This is a genomic window from Aeromicrobium sp. CFBP 8757 (assembly GCF_014841755.1).
Classification (GTDB): Bacteria; Actinomycetota; Actinomycetes; order Propionibacteriales; family Nocardioidaceae; genus Aeromicrobium.
On the sequence record NZ_JACYUM010000003.1, the window covers coordinates 382,989 to 398,093 of the forward strand.

Here is a 15,105-nt window from a genome sequence, read left to right on the forward strand (position 1 = left end):
CGACCCGCTGTTCGGCCCTAGGGGGACCACCATGCACGTCGTCATTGCCACGGACGGATCGAAGCAGTCGCTCGACGCCGCCCGCTACCTCCGCTCGTTCTCCGATCCCGAGTCGGTCGTGTCGGTCAGCGTGCTGGCGGTCATCAGCCCGCTGGCCGCCGTCCCGTTCGCCACCGAGAGCGACAGCGGGCAGAAGGACATCGAGGAGCTGTCGTTCCGCACCGCGGCCCAGGCCGCGACCGCGCAGGTCGCCGAGCTGCTCGCCGACTGGGGACCCAGGATCACGCAGCAGATCCGCAGCGGCTCGCCGGCCGCCGAGATCGTCAAGGCCGCCAAGGCCAAGGACGCCGGCCTGATCGTCGTGGCGAGCCAGAGCTCGCGGGCGTCCGCCGTGCTGATGGGATCAGTCGCGCACCGGGTGCTCAACACCGCGACGTGCCCCGTGCTGGTCGTCCGCCCCGGCGCCAAGCCCACGAAGAAGAACAGCCGCAAGAAGTAGCCGCACTCAGCCGATGCGACGCCCCTCGTCGTCGAACGGGCGCGGCCAGCCCCTGCGGTCGCTCAGCCGGTTCACCGCGGGCCGCAGACCCTCGGGGATGTAGCCGATGCGCGGGCCATTGCCGCCGCGCACCGTCCGGCGTCGGATGTCGATGACGATGTAGACGACGACCGTCACGAACACGGCGGCGACCAGCACGGTGGTGAGCACCGCTCGATTCTGCCTCACCGCGCCGCTCCGTGTGGGCGTCGTCGCGTGGCAGGATCACGCCATGACGGACGCGCACGAACCGGATGACGACCCGTTCGCCTCGGCGCCCCGGTATCCCGCGCCCGGTCGGCCCGAGCGGCCCGCGCATCGACCGGACTCACCGTGGCCGTGGGTCGCCGGCGCGATCGTCCTGGCGGTCGTGGGCGTCGTCGTCCCGCTCGTCGTATTTCTGATCCACCTGCTCGTCACGTACGACGGCTGACGACGCGCGCGGCGGACCCTCCGATGGGACGATGGGGCACCCACCACGAGGAGTCACGATGAGCTGGATCGGCCCCGCCGCGAAGAAGGCGGTCAAGTACGGCCCCCAGGCCAAGATCGCGTGGGAGAAGGCCGGCAAGCCCGCGGCGGAGATCGCTGCCAAGAAGGCGCAGACGCAGCTGCAGCGACGCAAGGCGTTCGCCAAGGCCGCGACCGTCGTCGAGGGCTCGGTCATCCGGCTCGTCCACGCGGGCGAGCCCGTCCACGTCGTCCTGGCCCACGGCGAGCCCCTCGAGGCGTACCCGCCGGTCGACGTCGAGCTGCCGGCGCTCATGAAGGACGCCGACCTCAGCGCTGCCGTGACGTCCGAGGAGCACGAGACCACGCGGGTCGGCGCACGTGTCGCCCGCGCCCGCTCGCGCGTCAGGCACCGCGGCGACGACGAGGGCAAGGGCCTGCCGTCGTAGCCCCGGCCGTCGTGTCAGGGCGCCGTGGAATCATGGTCGGATGACCGTCCGCACCCATGTCGACCGATGCCCGGGCGTGCTGCGTCCGTGGATCGCCGCCGACGGCGCGATTGTCCGGCTGCGGCTCATCGGCGGCGTCATCGCGTCGTCGTCGCTGAGTCGTCTGCTCGCGATCGCCGAGGAGCACGCCGACGGAACGGTGCTGCTGACCAAGCGCACCAACCTGCAGCTGCGCGGCATCGAGCACGCCGACGGCTGCGTGCCGCCGGCGCTGGTCGAGGCCCTCACCGCGGCGGGCCTGCTGCCGTCGACGAGCCACGAGCTGGTGCGCAACGTCATGGTCTCGCCGCTGACCGGGCGCACGGGCGGCCTGGCCGACCTGCGAGGCACGGCGCTCGAGCTCGACCGCCTGCTGTGCGCCGAGCCCGAGCTCGCACGCCTCGCGGGACGGTTCCTGTTCGTGCTCGACGACGGACGCGGCGACGTCGGCCACCGCACCCTCGACCTCGGCGTCACGGCCGTCGACGCCGGCCACGCCCAGCTGCGCATCGGATCGCAGCTGTGGGGGCCCGTCCTGCCACTCGACGACGTCCCAGCGGCCCTCGTCGAGCACGCGCTGCGGTTCCTCGCCGCGGCCGGCACCGGCGAGAGCGCGCCGTGGCACGTCGACGAGCTGCCCGGCCAGGGCGCCGAGCTCGTCGCAGCCCCCACACCCCGCGACGTCCGCACCCAGGTCAGATCACTCCCCCTGCGGCACGGCATGATCGCCCAGGGCGCCGATACCGAAGCCATCCACCTGGACGTCCCCTCAGGCCTGCTCAACCGCAACCTCGTCGACGCCATGGCCGCCAGCTGGGCCGACGAGGTCATCGTGACCCCGTGGCGCAGCGTCATCATCCCCGACCTGGAGGTCGAGTGACCCTCACACGCCCCTCGCGCCACTTCGACTACGTCGACGACGGCGGCGCGATCTACGTCGACTCCTTCGCGACGATCCGCGCCGAGGCCGACCTGTCGCACCTGCCCGCCGACGCCGAGAAAGTCGCCGTCCGCATGGTGCACGCGTGCGGACAGGTCGACCTGACCGCCGACCTCGTGATCCACGAGCGCCTCGTGACGGCGGCTCGCGGCGCCCTGCAGGCGGGCGCGCCGATCATCACCGACGCGACGATGGTCGCGTCCGGCGTCACCCGCGCCCGACTGCCGCACGACAACGAGGTCATGTGCTTCCTGCGTGACGAGCGCGTGCCGGGCCTGGCCGCCGCCTGGAGCACGACGCGCTCGGCCGCCGCGGTGTCGCTGTGGGAGGAGCACATGGAGGGCGCGGTCGTCGCGTTCGGCAACGCCCCCACGGCCCTGTTCCACCTGCTCGAGATGCTGCTCGACGGCGCGCCGCGTCCCGCCGCGATCATCGGCACCCCCGTCGGGTTCATCGGTGCGGCCGAGTCGAAGGACGCCCTCGCGGCGCTCACCGAGGTCGACGCCGCCCTCGACATCCCGTTCCTGACGGTGCGCGGACGGCGCGGGGGCTCGGCCATGGCCGCGTCGGCGATCAACGCCCTGGCCCAGGAGAAGGAGTGAGCGGCTCCGCTCCGGGACGACTCTGGGGCATCGGACTGGGACCGGGCGACCCCGAGCTCATCACGCTCAAGGCGGCCCGGCTGATCGAGTCGGCCGACGTCATCGCCTACCACCAAGGCGTCGGCAAGCAGTCGAACGCCCGGCGCATCGCGGTCGGCCTGTTCCCCGACGGCGTGGTCGAGGAGGTGCTGCAGTACCCCGTCACGACCGGCACGACCGACCACCCGGGCGGATACGCCGGCGCGATGGCCGAGTTCTACGAGGAGTGCGCGACACGCCTGGGCGACCACCTCGCGGCGGGCCGCGACGTCGTGATCCTGGCCGAGGGCGACCCGCTGTTCTACGGCTCCTACATGTACATGCACGACCGGCTCGCCGACCGTTTCGAGACCGAGGTCGTGCCGGGCGTCCCCGCGTTCGCCGCCGCGACCGCTGCCGTCGCGTCGCCGCTGGTGCGGCTGACGGACGTCCTGACGATCCTGCCCGGCACCCTGCCCGAGCCCGAGCTGGCCCGCCGCCTGGCCGACACCGACGGCGCCATCATCATGAAGCTCGGCCGCACGTTCCCCGCCGTCGTCTCGGCGCTGCGCCAGGCCGGACGGCTCGAGGGCGCGCTGTACGTCGAGCGGGCCTCGATGCCCGAGCAGCGCTGGATGCCGGTCGCCGACGTCGACCCGACCTCGGTGCCGTACTTCTCGCTGATCGTCGTCCCCGGCGACACCAAGCCGCGGCGCGCGCGCACGACGACCGGTGCGGCCGCGGCACCCGCGACCGCCGAGGTGCTGGTCGTCGGGCTGGGGCCCGGCCCCGACCGGTGGATCACGCCCGAGGTCGCCGAGGCGCTGGCAGACGTCCAGCACGTCGTCGGCTACGCGCCGTACGTCGACCGCGTGCCGCAGCGCGAGGGCCTCACCCGGCACGCGTCCGGCAACACCGTCGAGGTCGACCGTGCCCGCCTGGCCCTCGACCTCGCGCTGGCCGGCGAGCGCGTCGCGGTCGTCTCGGGCGGTGACGCCGGCATCTTCGGCATGGCCGCCGCGGTGTTCGAGGCCGCCGAGGACGACGCGTACGCCGACGTCCCGGTGCGGGTGCTGCCCGGCCTCTCGGCCGTCCAGGTCGTCGCGGCCCGCGCGGGGGCGCCGATCGGCGGCGACTTCGCGGTCATGAGCCTGTCCGACCGGCTCAAGCCGTGGTCGCTGGTCGAGAAGCGGCTGCGCGCCGTGGCCGAGGCCGACCTGGTGCTCGCGGTCTACAACCCGCGGTCGCGGTCGCGCACGACCCAGGTCGCCGACATGCGGCGCATCCTGCTCGAGCACCGCGCGCCCGAGACCGTCGTGGTCGTGGGCCGCGACGTCGGACGCGACGAGGAGTCGCTCGTCGTCACGACGCTCGGCGACCTCGACCCCGAGACGATCGACATGAAGTGCCTGGTGCTGATCGGCGCGACCGGCACGCGCGTCACCCCGGCCGGCCAGGCCTGGACCCCCCGCTTCGCCGGCTGACGCGACGCGACGCGACGAAGGCAGGGGGCCGGGGGCCCGAGGGCTCAGCGGGTCGGGTCGTCGCCGACCTTCACGAGCAGCTTGCCGAAGCTCTTGCCCTTCAGCAGGCCGAAGAACGCCTCGGGGGCGTTCTCGAGGCCGTCGACGACGTCCTCCTTGTACTGCAGCGAGCCGTCGGCGATCCACGCCGCGACGTCGCGCTGGAAGTCCTTGTAGTGCGCCTTCACGAACTCGTTCTGGATGAAGCCGCGCACCGTGATGCTCTTGGTGAGGATCGACTGCATCAGGCGCGACGAGCGGTCGGGCCCCTCGGGCAGCTCGGTCTCGTTGTAGTGCGCGACCAGGCCGCACACCGGCACCCGCGCGTACGTGTTGAGGCGCGGCAGCACCGCGTCCCACACGTGGCCGCCGACGTTCTCGAAGTAGACGTCGATGCCGTCGGGCACGACGGCCCTGAGATCGTCGGCGAACGTCGGCGAGCGGTGGTCGAGGGCCTCGTCGAACCCGATCTCGCGCAGGAACGCGACCTTCTCGGGGCCACCGGCGATGCCGACGGCACGCGCACCCTTGATGCGGGCGATCTGGCCGACCGCCGAGCCGACGGGTCCGGCGGCCGCGGCCACGACGACGGTCTCGCCGGGCTGCGGGCGGCCGATCTCGAGCAGGCCCGCGTAGGCCGTGAAGCCCGGCATGCCGAGCACGCCGACCGCGGTCGAGACGGGCGCCTTGGAGGCGTCGAGCCTGCGCACCTGCGAGGCGGGCTGGACGTCGTACGACTGCCAGCCGCCGTACGACAGCACGATGTCGCCCACCGCGAGCGACGGGTCGCGCGACTCGACGACCTCGGCGACCGTGCCGCCCTCCATGACCGCGCCGATCTCGACGGGGGCCGCGTACGACTTGGCGTCGTTCATGCGGCCGCGCATGTAGGGGTCGAGCGACAGGTAGATCGTGCGCAGCAGCACCTGGCCGTCGGCGGGCTCGGGCAGCGGCACCGTCTCGATCTCGAAGTTGTCGGTGGTGGGCTCGCCGTGCGGGCGGGAGGCGAGCAGGATGCGGGTGTTGTGCGTCGTGTCAGTCATCACCTCCGACGATACCCACCGCCTGCGAGACTGGGACCATGACTCAGCGCAGGGCGTTCTGGCGCTCGATCGAGGCCGTCCACGACGTCGTCTACTTCTCGCCCCAGGCGAAGGCCCGCTACGAGGCGACCGGGCTCAAGGGCTACTGGATGGGCTACGTCGCGTCGCGGTCGGCCGCGGTCGGCACCCCGTCGGCGGGGCTCGTCACGGCGCTGTTCCACGGCTTCGCACCGTCGCTGGTCGCCCGCGCCGTGCCCGACGCGTGGCAGATGGCGTCACGCGACGACGTCCTCGAGGCCCGGCTCGGACTGGCCCGCGACGCCCTCGCGCCCGCGCTCGACGACGCCGGCACCGACGTCGCGCAGGTCGCCCGCGAGCTCGGCCAGGTCGTCGACGGGCTCGACCTCGCCGGCCGTCCCCTCGCCGCGGCGCACGCCGACCTGCCCGCGCCGGACGACGACATCGGACGCCTGTGGCACGCCGCGACGACGATCCGCGAGTACCGCGGCGACTGCCACGTCGCGGTGCTGACCGCGGCGGGCCTCGACGGCGCCTCCGCCAACGCGCTCGCCGTCGCCGCCGGGCTCGTGCCCGACGGGCAGCGGGCGATCCGCGGGTGGACCGAGGACGAGTGGGACGAGGCGGTCGGACGGCTCGCGACCCGCGGCTGGGTCGACGCGTCGGGGTCGCTGACCGAGACCGGACGCTCGGCCCGTGCGCAGGTCGAGGACACGACCGACCGGGTGTGCGCGGCCGGCCTCGACCGCCGCGCGACCGGACGGGCCATCACGGTCGAGGACGCCGTCGTCGACGTCGCGCGGGCCCTCGAGCGGGCCGGCGCCGTGGCCTACCCCAACCCCACGGGCGTCCCCCGACCCTGACGGCGGTGCGACACACTGGGGCCGTGACCCTCCGCAGAAGCTTCTGGCACGCCGTCGAGACCATCCACCACGTCGTCTACTTCAGCCCCGACGCCAAGGCGGCCTTCGAGGCCGTCGGCCTCAAGGGCACGTGGATGGGCTACTTCGCGTCGCGGGCGGTCGCGCTCGGCACGCCCCCGCCCGAGGTCGTCGTCGCGACGTTCCACGGCTTCGCGCCGCGCATGGTGCACCGCGCGCTGCCCGCCGCGTGGGAGCTCGCGTCACGCGACGACATCCTGGCGGCGCGGCAGCAGCTGGCCCGCGAGACCATCGCCCCCGGCTTCGACGACGTCGACGTCGCGGCGCTGGCCGCCGGGCTGCAGGCCGGGCTGCCCGGGCTCGACCTCGCGGGGCGTCCGCTCGCCGCGGGCCACCGTGCGCTGCCCGTGCCCGACGACGACCTCGGCGCGGTGTGGCACGCGGCCTCGACGCTGCGCGAGTTCCGCGGCGACTCGCACCTCGCGGTGCTGACGGCGGCCGGCATCGACGGCGTCACGGCCAACGTCCTCGCCGTCGCGGCCGGCATGGCGATGACGGGCCAGCAGCAGCTGCGCGGGTGGACCGACGAAGAGTGGGCGGCCGGCGCCGACGGCCTGCGCTCGCGGGGCTGGATCGGCGACGACGACGCGATCACCGAGGCGGGCATCATCGCCCGCACGCAGATCGAGACCGACACCGACCGCGCGACCGCGGCGGGCATCACGCCCGACGCCGTCGAGCACTTCTCGTCCGTCGCGCACCTCGCCGTCACGGCGTCGAAGCAGATCGTCGCCGCGGGCTTGGACCCGACCGGCCACTGACCCGCCGGCGTCCGCACCGGGTCAGCGCCCCGTCCAGACCGGGTCGCGGCCCTCGGCGAAGGCCAGGACGCCCTCGCGCGCGTCGTCGGAGAGGATGACCGGCGACGCCATGACGCTCTGCCGCTCGAAGGCCTCGTCGGGGTGCCAGGCCGGCGCGGCGTCGACCATCTGCTTGCCGACCGACACGCTGAGCGGCGCGTTCGCGGAGATGCGATGGGCGAGCTCGAGCGCCGCGGCCAGTGCCCCGCCCGCGGGAACGACCCGGTTGACCAGGCCCAGGTCGGCCAGGCGCTGCGAGGGCATGGGGTCGCCCGTCAGCGTCAGCTCCATCGCGATGTTGCGCGGCAGCCGGTCGCGCAGCCGCATGACGCCCCCGGCCGCGGCGAGCAGTCCGCGCCGCACCTCGGGGACGCCGAAGACGGCGTCGTCGGCCGCGACGACCAGGTCGGCGGCCAGGGCCAGCTCGCAGCCGCCCGCGAGCGCGCTGCCCTCCACCGCGACGACCAGCGGCTTGAGCGGCGGACGGCCCGTGAGCCCGAGCGGGCCCCGACGCTCCGTCACGGGGATCTCGCCGCGGGCCGCGGCCTTCAGGTCCATGCCGGCGCAGAACGTGCCCCCGGCACCCGTCAGCACGATGACGCGCACGCCGTCGTCGGCCTCGGCGTCGTCGATCGCCTGCTCGAGCGCCGTGGCCGCTCGGACGTCGATCGCGTTGCGCACCTCCGGACGGTCGAGCGTCACGATCGCGACGGCTCCGTCGCGCTCGACCCTCACGGGCGCGCGCGGCGGATCGGGCAGGGCGGCGACCTTGCGTCGCACCAGCGTCGCCGCGCCCGCGGCCAGCCGCACGGTGCGGCCGATCGGGTCGCCGTCGACCGCGAGCGCGAGCGCGACGATCGCGGCGTCGTCGGTGCGCACCAGCACCCGGTCGCCGTCGGGCGTGAGGGTGCTCAGCACCGCGGCCTCCGGTCGGCCCGAGCGGTCGTACGGCACCGTGACGGCCTCGACCACCACGTCGCCCTCGTACGTCCGGAGCGCCCGTCGGGCGGGCGGACGGTCGACGGTCGGTCGCAGGTGGGCGTAGGCGACCTGCGGCGGGGTCGCCGAGTAGAGGCCGACCGCGTGCTTCGTGGCGTACCAGCCGAGCGACGTCGACAGGCCCGTGCTGGTGGGGTCGGCGCGCAGGATCGGCACCATCGTCGCGATCGCGTGGCTGCCGTACGCGTTGCCGGGGCCGCCCGCGAACGTCAGCCCGCCCGTGACCGACAGCGGACGGTCGGGGTCGTCGAGGGGCAGGTCGAGGGCGTCGGCCGCGATCTGCACCGCCGACGGGAAGCACGAGTAGAGGTCGACGTGCGCGACCTGGTCGATCGTCAGACCGGCATGGTCGAGCACCGCCCGGCCGGCCGCCCGGATCGCCGGCGACCGCGAGAGGTCGGCCCGTTCCGAGACGAACCACTCGTCGTGCGCCGACGCTCCGGCCAGGACGAAGACCCAGCGGTCCTGCGGCACGCCGGCCGCCTGCGCCGCGGCGACGCTCGTCACGACGAGCCCCGACGCCAGGTCGACCTGCAGGTTGGCGCACAGCAGCTTGTTGTAGGGCTCGCTGATGGCCCGGTTGGCCGGCGTCGCGGTCGCGAGCTCGTCGGCCCCGACCTCGGTCGGGCTCCACGCGTACGGGTTGCGGGCCGCGATCGCCGACATCCGCGACCACAGCTCGGCGACGGCCCGCCGGTGGGTCGGCACGTCGTGACCCCGACGGCGGCGTACCGCCGACTCGATCAGCGCGTACATGAACACCGGGGCGCCGAGGCCGACCGCGGTCTCGACCTCGTGGTTGGCGACGCGGTCGACGCCGACGACCCGGTCGGGGGCGGCGCCGTCCTCCTGCACGGGCCACGCGGGCGACCGGCCGTCCTTCTGCAGCGCCGCCAGCGTCGACCCCGCCTCGGCGCCCGCGACCAGCACGATGCTCGACCGCCCCGACGCGACGGCCGCGGCGGCCTCGTTGACCAGCAGCTGCGACCCGTCCCCGCCGTACGGCGTCGACTGGACGCGCTCGGACGGGCTCGCGCCGACGGCCTCGGCGACGAGCGCCGCCTGGTCGCGGTACGTCCACGACGCGCTCGGGATCGCGTAGACCGCGTCGGCGGCGCGCAGCAGGTCGTCGCCCACGCCCGAGTCGGCGGCCGCGGCGCGCAGGGCCCGGGCCGCGAGGGCGACGGGGTCGGCGGCGGCGTCCGGCTCCCGCTGCACGACCTGGCCCACGCCGACCACGACCGGCGTGCGCGGGTCGAGGACGCGACCCGTCGCCGTGTGCACCACGGGCTCGTCGCGCACGGTCCACTGCGGACGTGCCGACGCGCCGGCGTCCATCGCGGCGATGCGGTCGACCGAGACCCTCAGCGCCGCGTCGATGCTGCGCATGACGGTCGTCCCCACGGGTCCGCGCAGCGGGGGGCCGTCGGCGCCGACGTCGACGCGCACGAGCGACCCCGCGCCGTCGGCCACGACGGTGGCCCACAGCCCGAGGACGATCCCCATCGGGCCCGTGCCCCGCAGCACCAGACCCGTCGCGCCGGCCGAGACGACGGTCCATCGCACCTCGGCGGGGATGTCCATCAGCAGGAGCTGCTGCGCGAAGGCGTCACCCTCGGCGAGACGCCCCGGCGGGTCGCCGCGCCAGGCCGAGTGCAGCGTGAACCACTCGGGCGCCCGGTCGAAGTCGGCCAGCGCCTCACCGAGCAGGTCGGCCGACGTCGGTGAGGACGCGGTCGCGGTGCTGCGGCGCCCGAAGTCGTCGATGCCGACGGGCGCCGGGATCGTGACGGCGCCGGGAGCGACGTCCGGCTCGCCACCGTGACCGTCGCGGCCCGTGAGCCGCTCGAAGGGCGCGGCCAGCACGGCCCGTCGCACGTCGGGGTTGCGGGCCATGCCCGCGACGGCCGACGCGGTGCCGACGATCCGTGCGGCGCGACGACGGACTGACTTCTTCTCATTCGTGCCCATGGCAACTTTCCGTACGATCGGACTGTTTGTGTCGTGAGCAGTCTGGTCGAGGCCCGGCGGTCTGGCAAGGTGTGGGTCATGCCCGACAGGACCGTGCGCCGATCGCAGCACGAGCGCACCGCCGCCACCCGGGCCCGCGTGCTCGACGCGACGGTCGCCTCGCTCGTCGAGGACGGGTACGCCGCGACGACGATCTCGCGCATCCAGGAGCGGGCCGGCGTCGCGCGCGGCACCCTGCTGCACCACTTCCCGCACCGCGCCGGCCTGCTCGTCGCGGTCGTCGAGGACGTCGCCGCCCGGCGCCTGCACGTGCTCGAGGACGACGCCGGCCGGCGTGGGTCCGGCCGGTGGGACGACGCCGTCGACCTCGTGTGGGCCGATCTGCAGAGCCCGGTCTTCCTCGCCGTCCTCGAGCTGTGGGTCGCCGCCCGCACCGACGACGACCTGCGGGCGGCGCTCGTACCGGTCGAGCGGACGGTGTTCGACGCCGTGCACCGCGCCGTCTCCGCCCTCGTCGACGACGACGACCCGCGCGTGCCGACGCTCGTGCAGTTCACGATCGACCTGCTGACCGGCTCGACCATGACGACCCTGCTGGTCGACGAGCGGCGGGCGCAGCAGGTGCTCCTCGACCGCTGGCGCCGGGCGATCCCCGTGCTGCTCGGACGGGCCGAGGCGTCCGACTGGGCCTAGCGTGGGCCCATGGCGACACCAGCGGTCGAGATCGAGGTCGGCGGCCGGACGGTGCGCGTCTCCAACCCCGATCGCGTGTACTTCCCCGAGCACGGCTGGACCAAGCTCGACCTCGTCGAGTACTACCTCGCGGTCGGCGAGCCGCTCGTCAACGCGCTGTACGAGCGGCCGTGCATGCTGCACAGGTTCCCCAAGGGCGTCGGTGGCGAGAAGGTGCACCAGAAGAAGGTGCCGAACGGCGCTCCCCCGTGGCTCGAGACCGTCAGCATCCACTTCCCGCGGTTCGACCGCGACGTCGACGAGGTGTGCGTCACCGAGGTCGCGGCCGTCATCTGGGCCGTGCAGATGTCGACCGTCGAGTTCCACCCGTGGAACAGCCGGCGCGGGCACGTCGAGCAGCCCGACGAGTGGCGCATCGACCTCGACCCCGGGCCGGAGGGTGACTTCGCGACGGTGCAGCGCGTCGCGCACGTCGTCCACGAGGTGCTCGACGAGCTGGGGGCGACGGGCTTCCCGAAGACGTCCGGCGGCTCGGGGATGCACGTCTACGTGCGCATCCCGCCCGAGCACGGCTTCGACGACGTCCGCCGGGCGGCACTCGCGTTCGCGCACGAGGTCGAGCGACGCACCGACGAGGTGACGACCGCGTGGTGGCGCAAGGACCGCGACCCGGCGAAGCTGTTCGTCGACTACAACCAGAACGCGCGCGACCACACGATCGCCGCCGCGTACTCGGTGCGGGGCTTCGCCGACGGGCGCGTGTCGGCGCCGGTGCGGTGGGAGGAGATCGACGACCTCGACCCCCACGACTTCACGATCGCGACGATGCCGGAGCGACTCGCGCGCATCGGCGACCTGCACGCGGCGATCGACGACGCGCCGTTCGACATCCGGCCGCTGCTGGAGTGGGCCGACCGCGACGGGGCCGGCGAACCGGCCCCGTGACGGGCGTCAGGCGACCTCGACCTCGAGCTTCACGTCGACGTTGCCGCGCGTGGCGTTCGAGTACGGGCACACCTGGTGCGCGACCTCGACGGCCTTCTCGGCGTCCTCCTGCGACACGCCGCCACCCAGCTCGACGTGCAGCGTGATGTCGAGCTCGAAGCCGCCCTTGCCGTCGGGGCCGATGCCGACCTCGGCGGTCACGGCGGAGTCGACGATCTGGACGCCGTGCACCTTGCTGCTGGCCTTGAGCGCCGAGTGGAAGCACGCGGCGTAGCCCGCGGCGAACAGCTGCTCGGGGTTGGTCGCGCCGCCGGCGCCGCCCATCTCCTTGGGGGTGCGGACGTCCGCGTCGATCAGCCCGTCGTTCGAGCGGACGTGGCCGTTGCGGCCGTCACCGTCGGACGTGGCGACAGCGGTGTAGGCGATGGACTCGGGCATGGCAGGCTCCTTGATGTAGACTGACTAGTACGTCTACATCATGGCACGGCGCTCCCAGCCGCCCGCCGCCGCCACTCCCACACCCCCTCCCGCCCAGGAGCAGCATGAGCGTCATCGAGATGAAGCCCGTCCGCGACCGCATCCTCGACGCGGCCGTCGAGCACTACTACGCCGAGGGCATCCGCGCCGTCAGCGCCGACAAGCTCATCGCCGCGGCACACGTCTCGAAGGTCACGTTCTACCGCCACTTCCCGAGCAAGAACGACCTCATCGCCGCCTACCTCGAGGTGCGGGCAGAGGACGAGAGGGCGTCGGTGACGGCCAAGCGCGCCGAGCTCGACGGCGACCCGGCCGCCGTCCTCGAGTGGTACGCCCAGGTGGTGGGCACCGCGAGCTGCACGCCGGGCTTCCGCGGCTGCCCCTTCATCAACGCCGCGGCCGAGATCGCCGACGTCGACCACCCGGGCCACGCGATCATCACGCGCCACCGCGCCTGGCTGACCGAGCAGGCGCGCCAGCTGCTCGACGAGCTCGGCGTCGCGCACGCCGCCGCCCGCGCCGAGCAGGTCATGATGCTGCGCGACGGCGCGATGGTCTCGGGCTACATCGGCAACGACGCGGCCCAGGTCGCCGCCGACCTCACCCGGGGAGCCCGGGCGATCATCGGCCGCTGACGGGCGCCGTCAGACCTGCTTCTGCGAGCGGTCACGACTGGGGTCGTAGAGGTACGACTCCGATCCGCGCACGTCCGGCGCGAGGGCCCGGCCGACCATGATCACGGCGGCCTGGCGCAGGCCCGCGGCCTCGACCTGGTCGGCGATGTCGGCGAGCGTGCCGCGCAGCACGACCTGGCCGGGCCGGCTCGCGTCGGCCACGACGGCCACGGGGCAGTCGTCGCCGTACGACTCGGCGAGCTCGGCCGCGAGCACGCGGGTGCGGGTGATGGCCAGGTGCAGCACGAGCGTCGCCCCGGACGCGGCGAAGTGCGACAACGACTCGCCCTCGGGCATCGCCGTCGAACGCGCCTGCGTGCGCGTCAGCACGACCGACTGGACGACCTCGGGCACCGTCAGCTCGGCCCCCAGCAGCGCGGCCGCGGCGGCGTACGCCGGCACGCCGGGGGTGACGTCCCACGGCACGCCGTGGGCGTCGAGCCGCCGGGTCATCTCGTGGATCGCCGAGTAGATCGACGGGTCACCCGAGCACAGCCGGACGACGTCGAGCCCGGCCGCGTGGGCGTCGACCAGCCGGGCCGTGATCTGGTCGAGGTCCAGGTGCTGCGTGTCGACGAGCTCGACGCCGTCGCGGCAGTGGCCCAGCACGGCCTCGTCGAGGTACGTGCCGGCGTAGACGCACACGTCCGTCGCGGCGAGCATCGCGACGGCCCTCAGCGTCAGCAGGTCGGCCGCACCCGGGCCCGCACCGACGAAGTGGACGGTCACGCTTCCTCGTCCTTCGTGACGGCCCACTGCATGATGGCGCGCGAGGGCGTCCAGCCCGTGAAGGTGCCGATCGGCGCCGCGTGCTCGACGTGCAGGCGGGTCAGCTCGCCACCGAGCTCGGCGTAGCGGTGGGCCAGCACCGCCTCCGTCTCGAGCGTCACGCCGTGGACGACGAGGCGTCCCCCGGGCCGCAGCGCGTCCCAGCAGGCGTCGACCAGCCCCTCCTCGGTGGCACCGCCGCCGACGAAGATCGCGTCGGGACGCTCGAGGCCCTCGAGCGCCTCGGGCGCCCGCCCCGTCACGACCTGCAGCACCGGCACGCCGAGCGTCGAGGCGTTGCGCGCGATCCGGGCGGCGCGGTCCTCGCGCGCCTCGATCGCGACGGCGCGGCACGTGGGGTGGGCGCGGAGCCACTCGATGCCGACCGAGCCGGCACCGGCGCCGACGTCCCACAGCGTCTGGCCGGGCACGGGCGCCAGGCGCGCCAGGGCGGACGCGCGGACGTCGCGCTTGGTGATCTGGCCGTCGTGCTCGAACGCGTCGTCGGGCAGACCGGCCACGAAGCCCAGCGGGCGCGCGCCCGAGCTGGCCAGCTCGACCGCGACGACGTTGAGGGCCGGCACGGCCTGGTCGCGCCACGACGCGGCGACCCCGTCGATGCGGGCCTCCTCGGGCGCGCCGAGGTCGGACAGCACCGTCATGGGGCTCGCGCCGTAGCCGGCCGCCGTCAGCAGGGCCGCGACCTCCGCGGGCGTCGAGCCGTCCGACGACAGCACGAGCAGGCGCAGACCGGGGGCCAGCGACCGGGCGACGAGGTGGGGGTCGCGACCGACGAGCGTCACGACCTCGGTCGACTCGGCCGACCAGCGCAGGCGGGCCCGGGCCAGGGCGACCGACGACAGCGCCGGCACGACCGTCACGGCGTCCTTGCCGAGCATCTCGACCAGCGTCGTCGCGATGCCCGACACGAGGGGGTCGCCCGAGGCGAGGGCCACGACCTCGTAGCCGTCGAACGTCGCGAGCAGGCTCGGCAGCTGCTCGAGCAACGGCGACGGCCAGGCCTGACGGATCTGCTCGGGCACGTCGGGCAGCATCGCGAGGTGCCGCTCACCGCCGAGGACGACCGCGGCGCCGTCGACCATCTCGCGCGCCGCCTCGCTCAGACCCGTCCAGCCGTCCGCGCCGATGCCGACGACCGTCACCCGTGTGCTCACGAGCGTCGACGATATCCCGCCTCCCCCGACCCGGCCCCGCGA

The 15,105-nt window shown here is 74.2% G+C and carries 17 protein-coding genes; 11 read left to right on the forward strand and 6 right to left on the reverse strand.

Going from position 1 to position 15,105, the window contains the following annotated elements; all coding sequences use genetic code 11:
• Positions 1-31 precede the first annotated feature (31 nt).
• Positions 32-499 (forward strand): universal stress protein, encoded by a 468-nt coding sequence (locus tag IFT73_RS11475; protein ID WP_192167715.1) that lies wholly within the window; start codon positions 32-34, stop codon positions 497-499.
• A 6-nt stretch (positions 500-505) separates the two neighbouring features.
• On the opposite strand, the gene IFT73_RS11480 is transcribed toward IFT73_RS11475, so the two are convergent.
• On the reverse strand, positions 506-709 hold the full coding sequence (locus IFT73_RS11480; protein WP_192167716.1) for a hypothetical protein: 204 nt from the start codon (positions 707-709) through the stop codon (positions 506-508).
• Positions 710-770: 61 nt separating this feature from the next.
• Here IFT73_RS11480 and IFT73_RS11485 point away from each other — a divergent pair, with 61 nt between their 5' ends.
• From IFT73_RS11485 to IFT73_RS11505, 5 genes are read left to right on the forward strand one after another with little or no spacing between them, the layout of a single operon-like run.
• Positions 771-971, forward strand: a complete 201-nt coding sequence (locus IFT73_RS11485) for a hypothetical protein (RefSeq protein WP_192167717.1) — start codon at positions 771-773, stop codon at positions 969-971.
• 58 nt (positions 972-1,029) lie between these two features.
• Positions 1,030-1,437, forward strand: coding sequence for a hypothetical protein (locus IFT73_RS11490; protein ID WP_192167718.1), 408 nt, complete (start codon positions 1,030-1,032; stop codon positions 1,435-1,437).
• Between the two features lie 40 nt (positions 1,438-1,477).
• Positions 1,478-2,356 carry a sulfite reductase subunit beta gene (locus IFT73_RS11495; RefSeq protein ID WP_192167719.1) on the forward strand — a complete coding sequence of 293 codons (879 nt, stop codon included), beginning with the start codon at positions 1,478-1,480 and terminating at the stop codon, positions 2,354-2,356.
• Positions 2,353-3,018 carry a precorrin-8X methylmutase gene (locus IFT73_RS11500; protein ID WP_192167720.1) on the forward strand — a complete coding sequence of 222 codons (666 nt, stop codon included), beginning with the start codon at positions 2,353-2,355 and terminating at the stop codon, positions 3,016-3,018. The genes IFT73_RS11495 and IFT73_RS11500 overlap by 4 nt, the downstream gene beginning before the upstream one ends.
• Positions 3,015-4,520, forward strand: a complete 1,506-nt coding sequence (locus IFT73_RS11505) for a precorrin-2 C(20)-methyltransferase (RefSeq protein ID WP_192167721.1) — start codon at positions 3,015-3,017, stop codon at positions 4,518-4,520. Before IFT73_RS11500 ends, IFT73_RS11505 begins: the two co-directional genes overlap by 4 nt.
• A gap of 44 nt (positions 4,521-4,564) precedes the next feature.
• Here IFT73_RS11505 and IFT73_RS11510 read toward each other — a convergent pair whose 3' ends face one another.
• Positions 4,565-5,602, reverse strand: coding sequence for an NADP-dependent oxidoreductase (locus IFT73_RS11510; protein WP_192167722.1), 1,038 nt, complete (start codon positions 5,600-5,602; stop codon positions 4,565-4,567).
• 38 nt (positions 5,603-5,640) lie between these two features.
• On the opposite strand from IFT73_RS11510, the gene IFT73_RS11515 reads away from it, so the two are divergent.
• Together IFT73_RS11515 and IFT73_RS11520 are read left to right on the forward strand one after the other, a co-directional pair.
• The gene (locus IFT73_RS11515; protein ID WP_192167723.1) at positions 5,641-6,483 is read left to right on the forward strand and encodes a hypothetical protein; all 843 of its coding nucleotides are present in this window, start codon (positions 5,641-5,643) and stop codon (positions 6,481-6,483) included.
• Positions 6,484-6,506: 23 nt separating this feature from the next.
• On the forward strand, positions 6,507-7,322 hold the full coding sequence (locus tag IFT73_RS11520; protein ID WP_192167724.1) for a hypothetical protein: 816 nt from the start codon (positions 6,507-6,509) through the stop codon (positions 7,320-7,322).
• Positions 7,323-7,343: 21 nt separating this feature from the next.
• On the opposite strand, the gene IFT73_RS11525 is transcribed toward IFT73_RS11520, so the two are convergent.
• Positions 7,344-10,331, reverse strand: coding sequence for a crotonase/enoyl-CoA hydratase family protein (locus IFT73_RS11525; protein ID WP_192167725.1), 2,988 nt, complete (start codon positions 10,329-10,331; stop codon positions 7,344-7,346).
• Between the two features lie 78 nt (positions 10,332-10,409).
• Here IFT73_RS11525 and IFT73_RS11530 point away from each other — a divergent pair, with 78 nt between their 5' ends.
• On the forward strand, positions 10,410-11,024 hold the full coding sequence (locus tag IFT73_RS11530) for a TetR/AcrR family transcriptional regulator (protein WP_192167726.1): 615 nt from the start codon (positions 10,410-10,412) through the stop codon (positions 11,022-11,024).
• Between the two features lie 9 nt (positions 11,025-11,033).
• On the forward strand, positions 11,034-11,969 hold the full coding sequence (gene ligD, locus IFT73_RS11535) for a non-homologous end-joining DNA ligase (RefSeq protein WP_192167727.1): 936 nt from the start codon (positions 11,034-11,036) through the stop codon (positions 11,967-11,969).
• A gap of 6 nt (positions 11,970-11,975) precedes the next feature.
• On the opposite strand, the gene IFT73_RS11540 is transcribed toward ligD, so the two are convergent.
• Entirely contained in the window at positions 11,976-12,407 is a 432-nt protein-coding gene (locus IFT73_RS11540) for an organic hydroperoxide resistance protein (protein ID WP_192167728.1), read from the reverse strand.
• A gap of 104 nt (positions 12,408-12,511) precedes the next feature.
• On the opposite strand from IFT73_RS11540, the gene IFT73_RS11545 reads away from it, so the two are divergent.
• Complete coding sequence (locus tag IFT73_RS11545; protein ID WP_192167729.1) at positions 12,512-13,081, forward strand: TetR/AcrR family transcriptional regulator; 570 nt, start codon at positions 12,512-12,514, stop codon at positions 13,079-13,081.
• A 9-nt stretch (positions 13,082-13,090) separates the two neighbouring features.
• Here the strand turns inward: IFT73_RS11545 and cobM are convergent, their stop codons facing one another.
• Together cobM and cbiE are read right to left on the reverse strand one after the other, a co-directional pair.
• Positions 13,091-13,849, reverse strand: coding sequence for a precorrin-4 C(11)-methyltransferase (gene cobM / locus IFT73_RS11550; RefSeq protein ID WP_192167730.1), 759 nt, complete (start codon positions 13,847-13,849; stop codon positions 13,091-13,093).
• Positions 13,846-15,063 (reverse strand): precorrin-6y C5,15-methyltransferase (decarboxylating) subunit CbiE, encoded by a 1,218-nt coding sequence (gene cbiE / locus IFT73_RS11555; RefSeq protein ID WP_192167731.1) that lies wholly within the window; start codon positions 15,061-15,063, stop codon positions 13,846-13,848. The genes cobM and cbiE overlap by 4 nt, the downstream gene beginning before the upstream one ends.
• Between the last annotated feature and the right edge of the window lie 42 nt (positions 15,064-15,105).

What these genes read in the sequence shown, in the direction of transcription:
- IFT73_RS11540 (WP_192167728.1), bottom strand. Translation starts at nt 12,407, where the DNA reads ATGCCCGAGTCCATCGCCTACACCGCTGTCGCCACGTCCGACGGTGAC.
- IFT73_RS11475 (WP_192167715.1), top strand. Translation starts at nt 32, where the DNA reads ATGCACGTCGTCATTGCCACGGACGGATCGAAGCAGTCGCTCGACGCC.
- IFT73_RS11510 (WP_192167722.1), bottom strand. Translation starts at nt 5,602, where the DNA reads ATGACTGACACGACGCACAACACCCGCATCCTGCTCGCCTCCCGCCCG.
- ligD (WP_192167727.1), top strand. Translation starts at nt 11,034, where the DNA reads ATGGCGACACCAGCGGTCGAGATCGAGGTCGGCGGCCGGACGGTGCGC.
- IFT73_RS11495 (WP_192167719.1), top strand. Translation starts at nt 1,478, where the DNA reads ATGACCGTCCGCACCCATGTCGACCGATGCCCGGGCGTGCTGCGTCCG.
- IFT73_RS11545 (WP_192167729.1), top strand. Translation starts at nt 12,512, where the DNA reads ATGAGCGTCATCGAGATGAAGCCCGTCCGCGACCGCATCCTCGACGCG.
- IFT73_RS11530 (WP_192167726.1), top strand. Translation starts at nt 10,410, where the DNA reads ATGCCCGACAGGACCGTGCGCCGATCGCAGCACGAGCGCACCGCCGCC.
- IFT73_RS11515 (WP_192167723.1), top strand. Translation starts at nt 5,641, where the DNA reads ATGACTCAGCGCAGGGCGTTCTGGCGCTCGATCGAGGCCGTCCACGAC.
- IFT73_RS11525 (WP_192167725.1), bottom strand. Translation starts at nt 10,331, where the DNA reads ATGGGCACGAATGAGAAGAAGTCAGTCCGTCGTCGCGCCGCACGGATC.
- IFT73_RS11485 (WP_192167717.1), top strand. Translation starts at nt 771, where the DNA reads ATGACGGACGCGCACGAACCGGATGACGACCCGTTCGCCTCGGCGCCC.
- IFT73_RS11490 (WP_192167718.1), top strand. Translation starts at nt 1,030, where the DNA reads ATGAGCTGGATCGGCCCCGCCGCGAAGAAGGCGGTCAAGTACGGCCCC.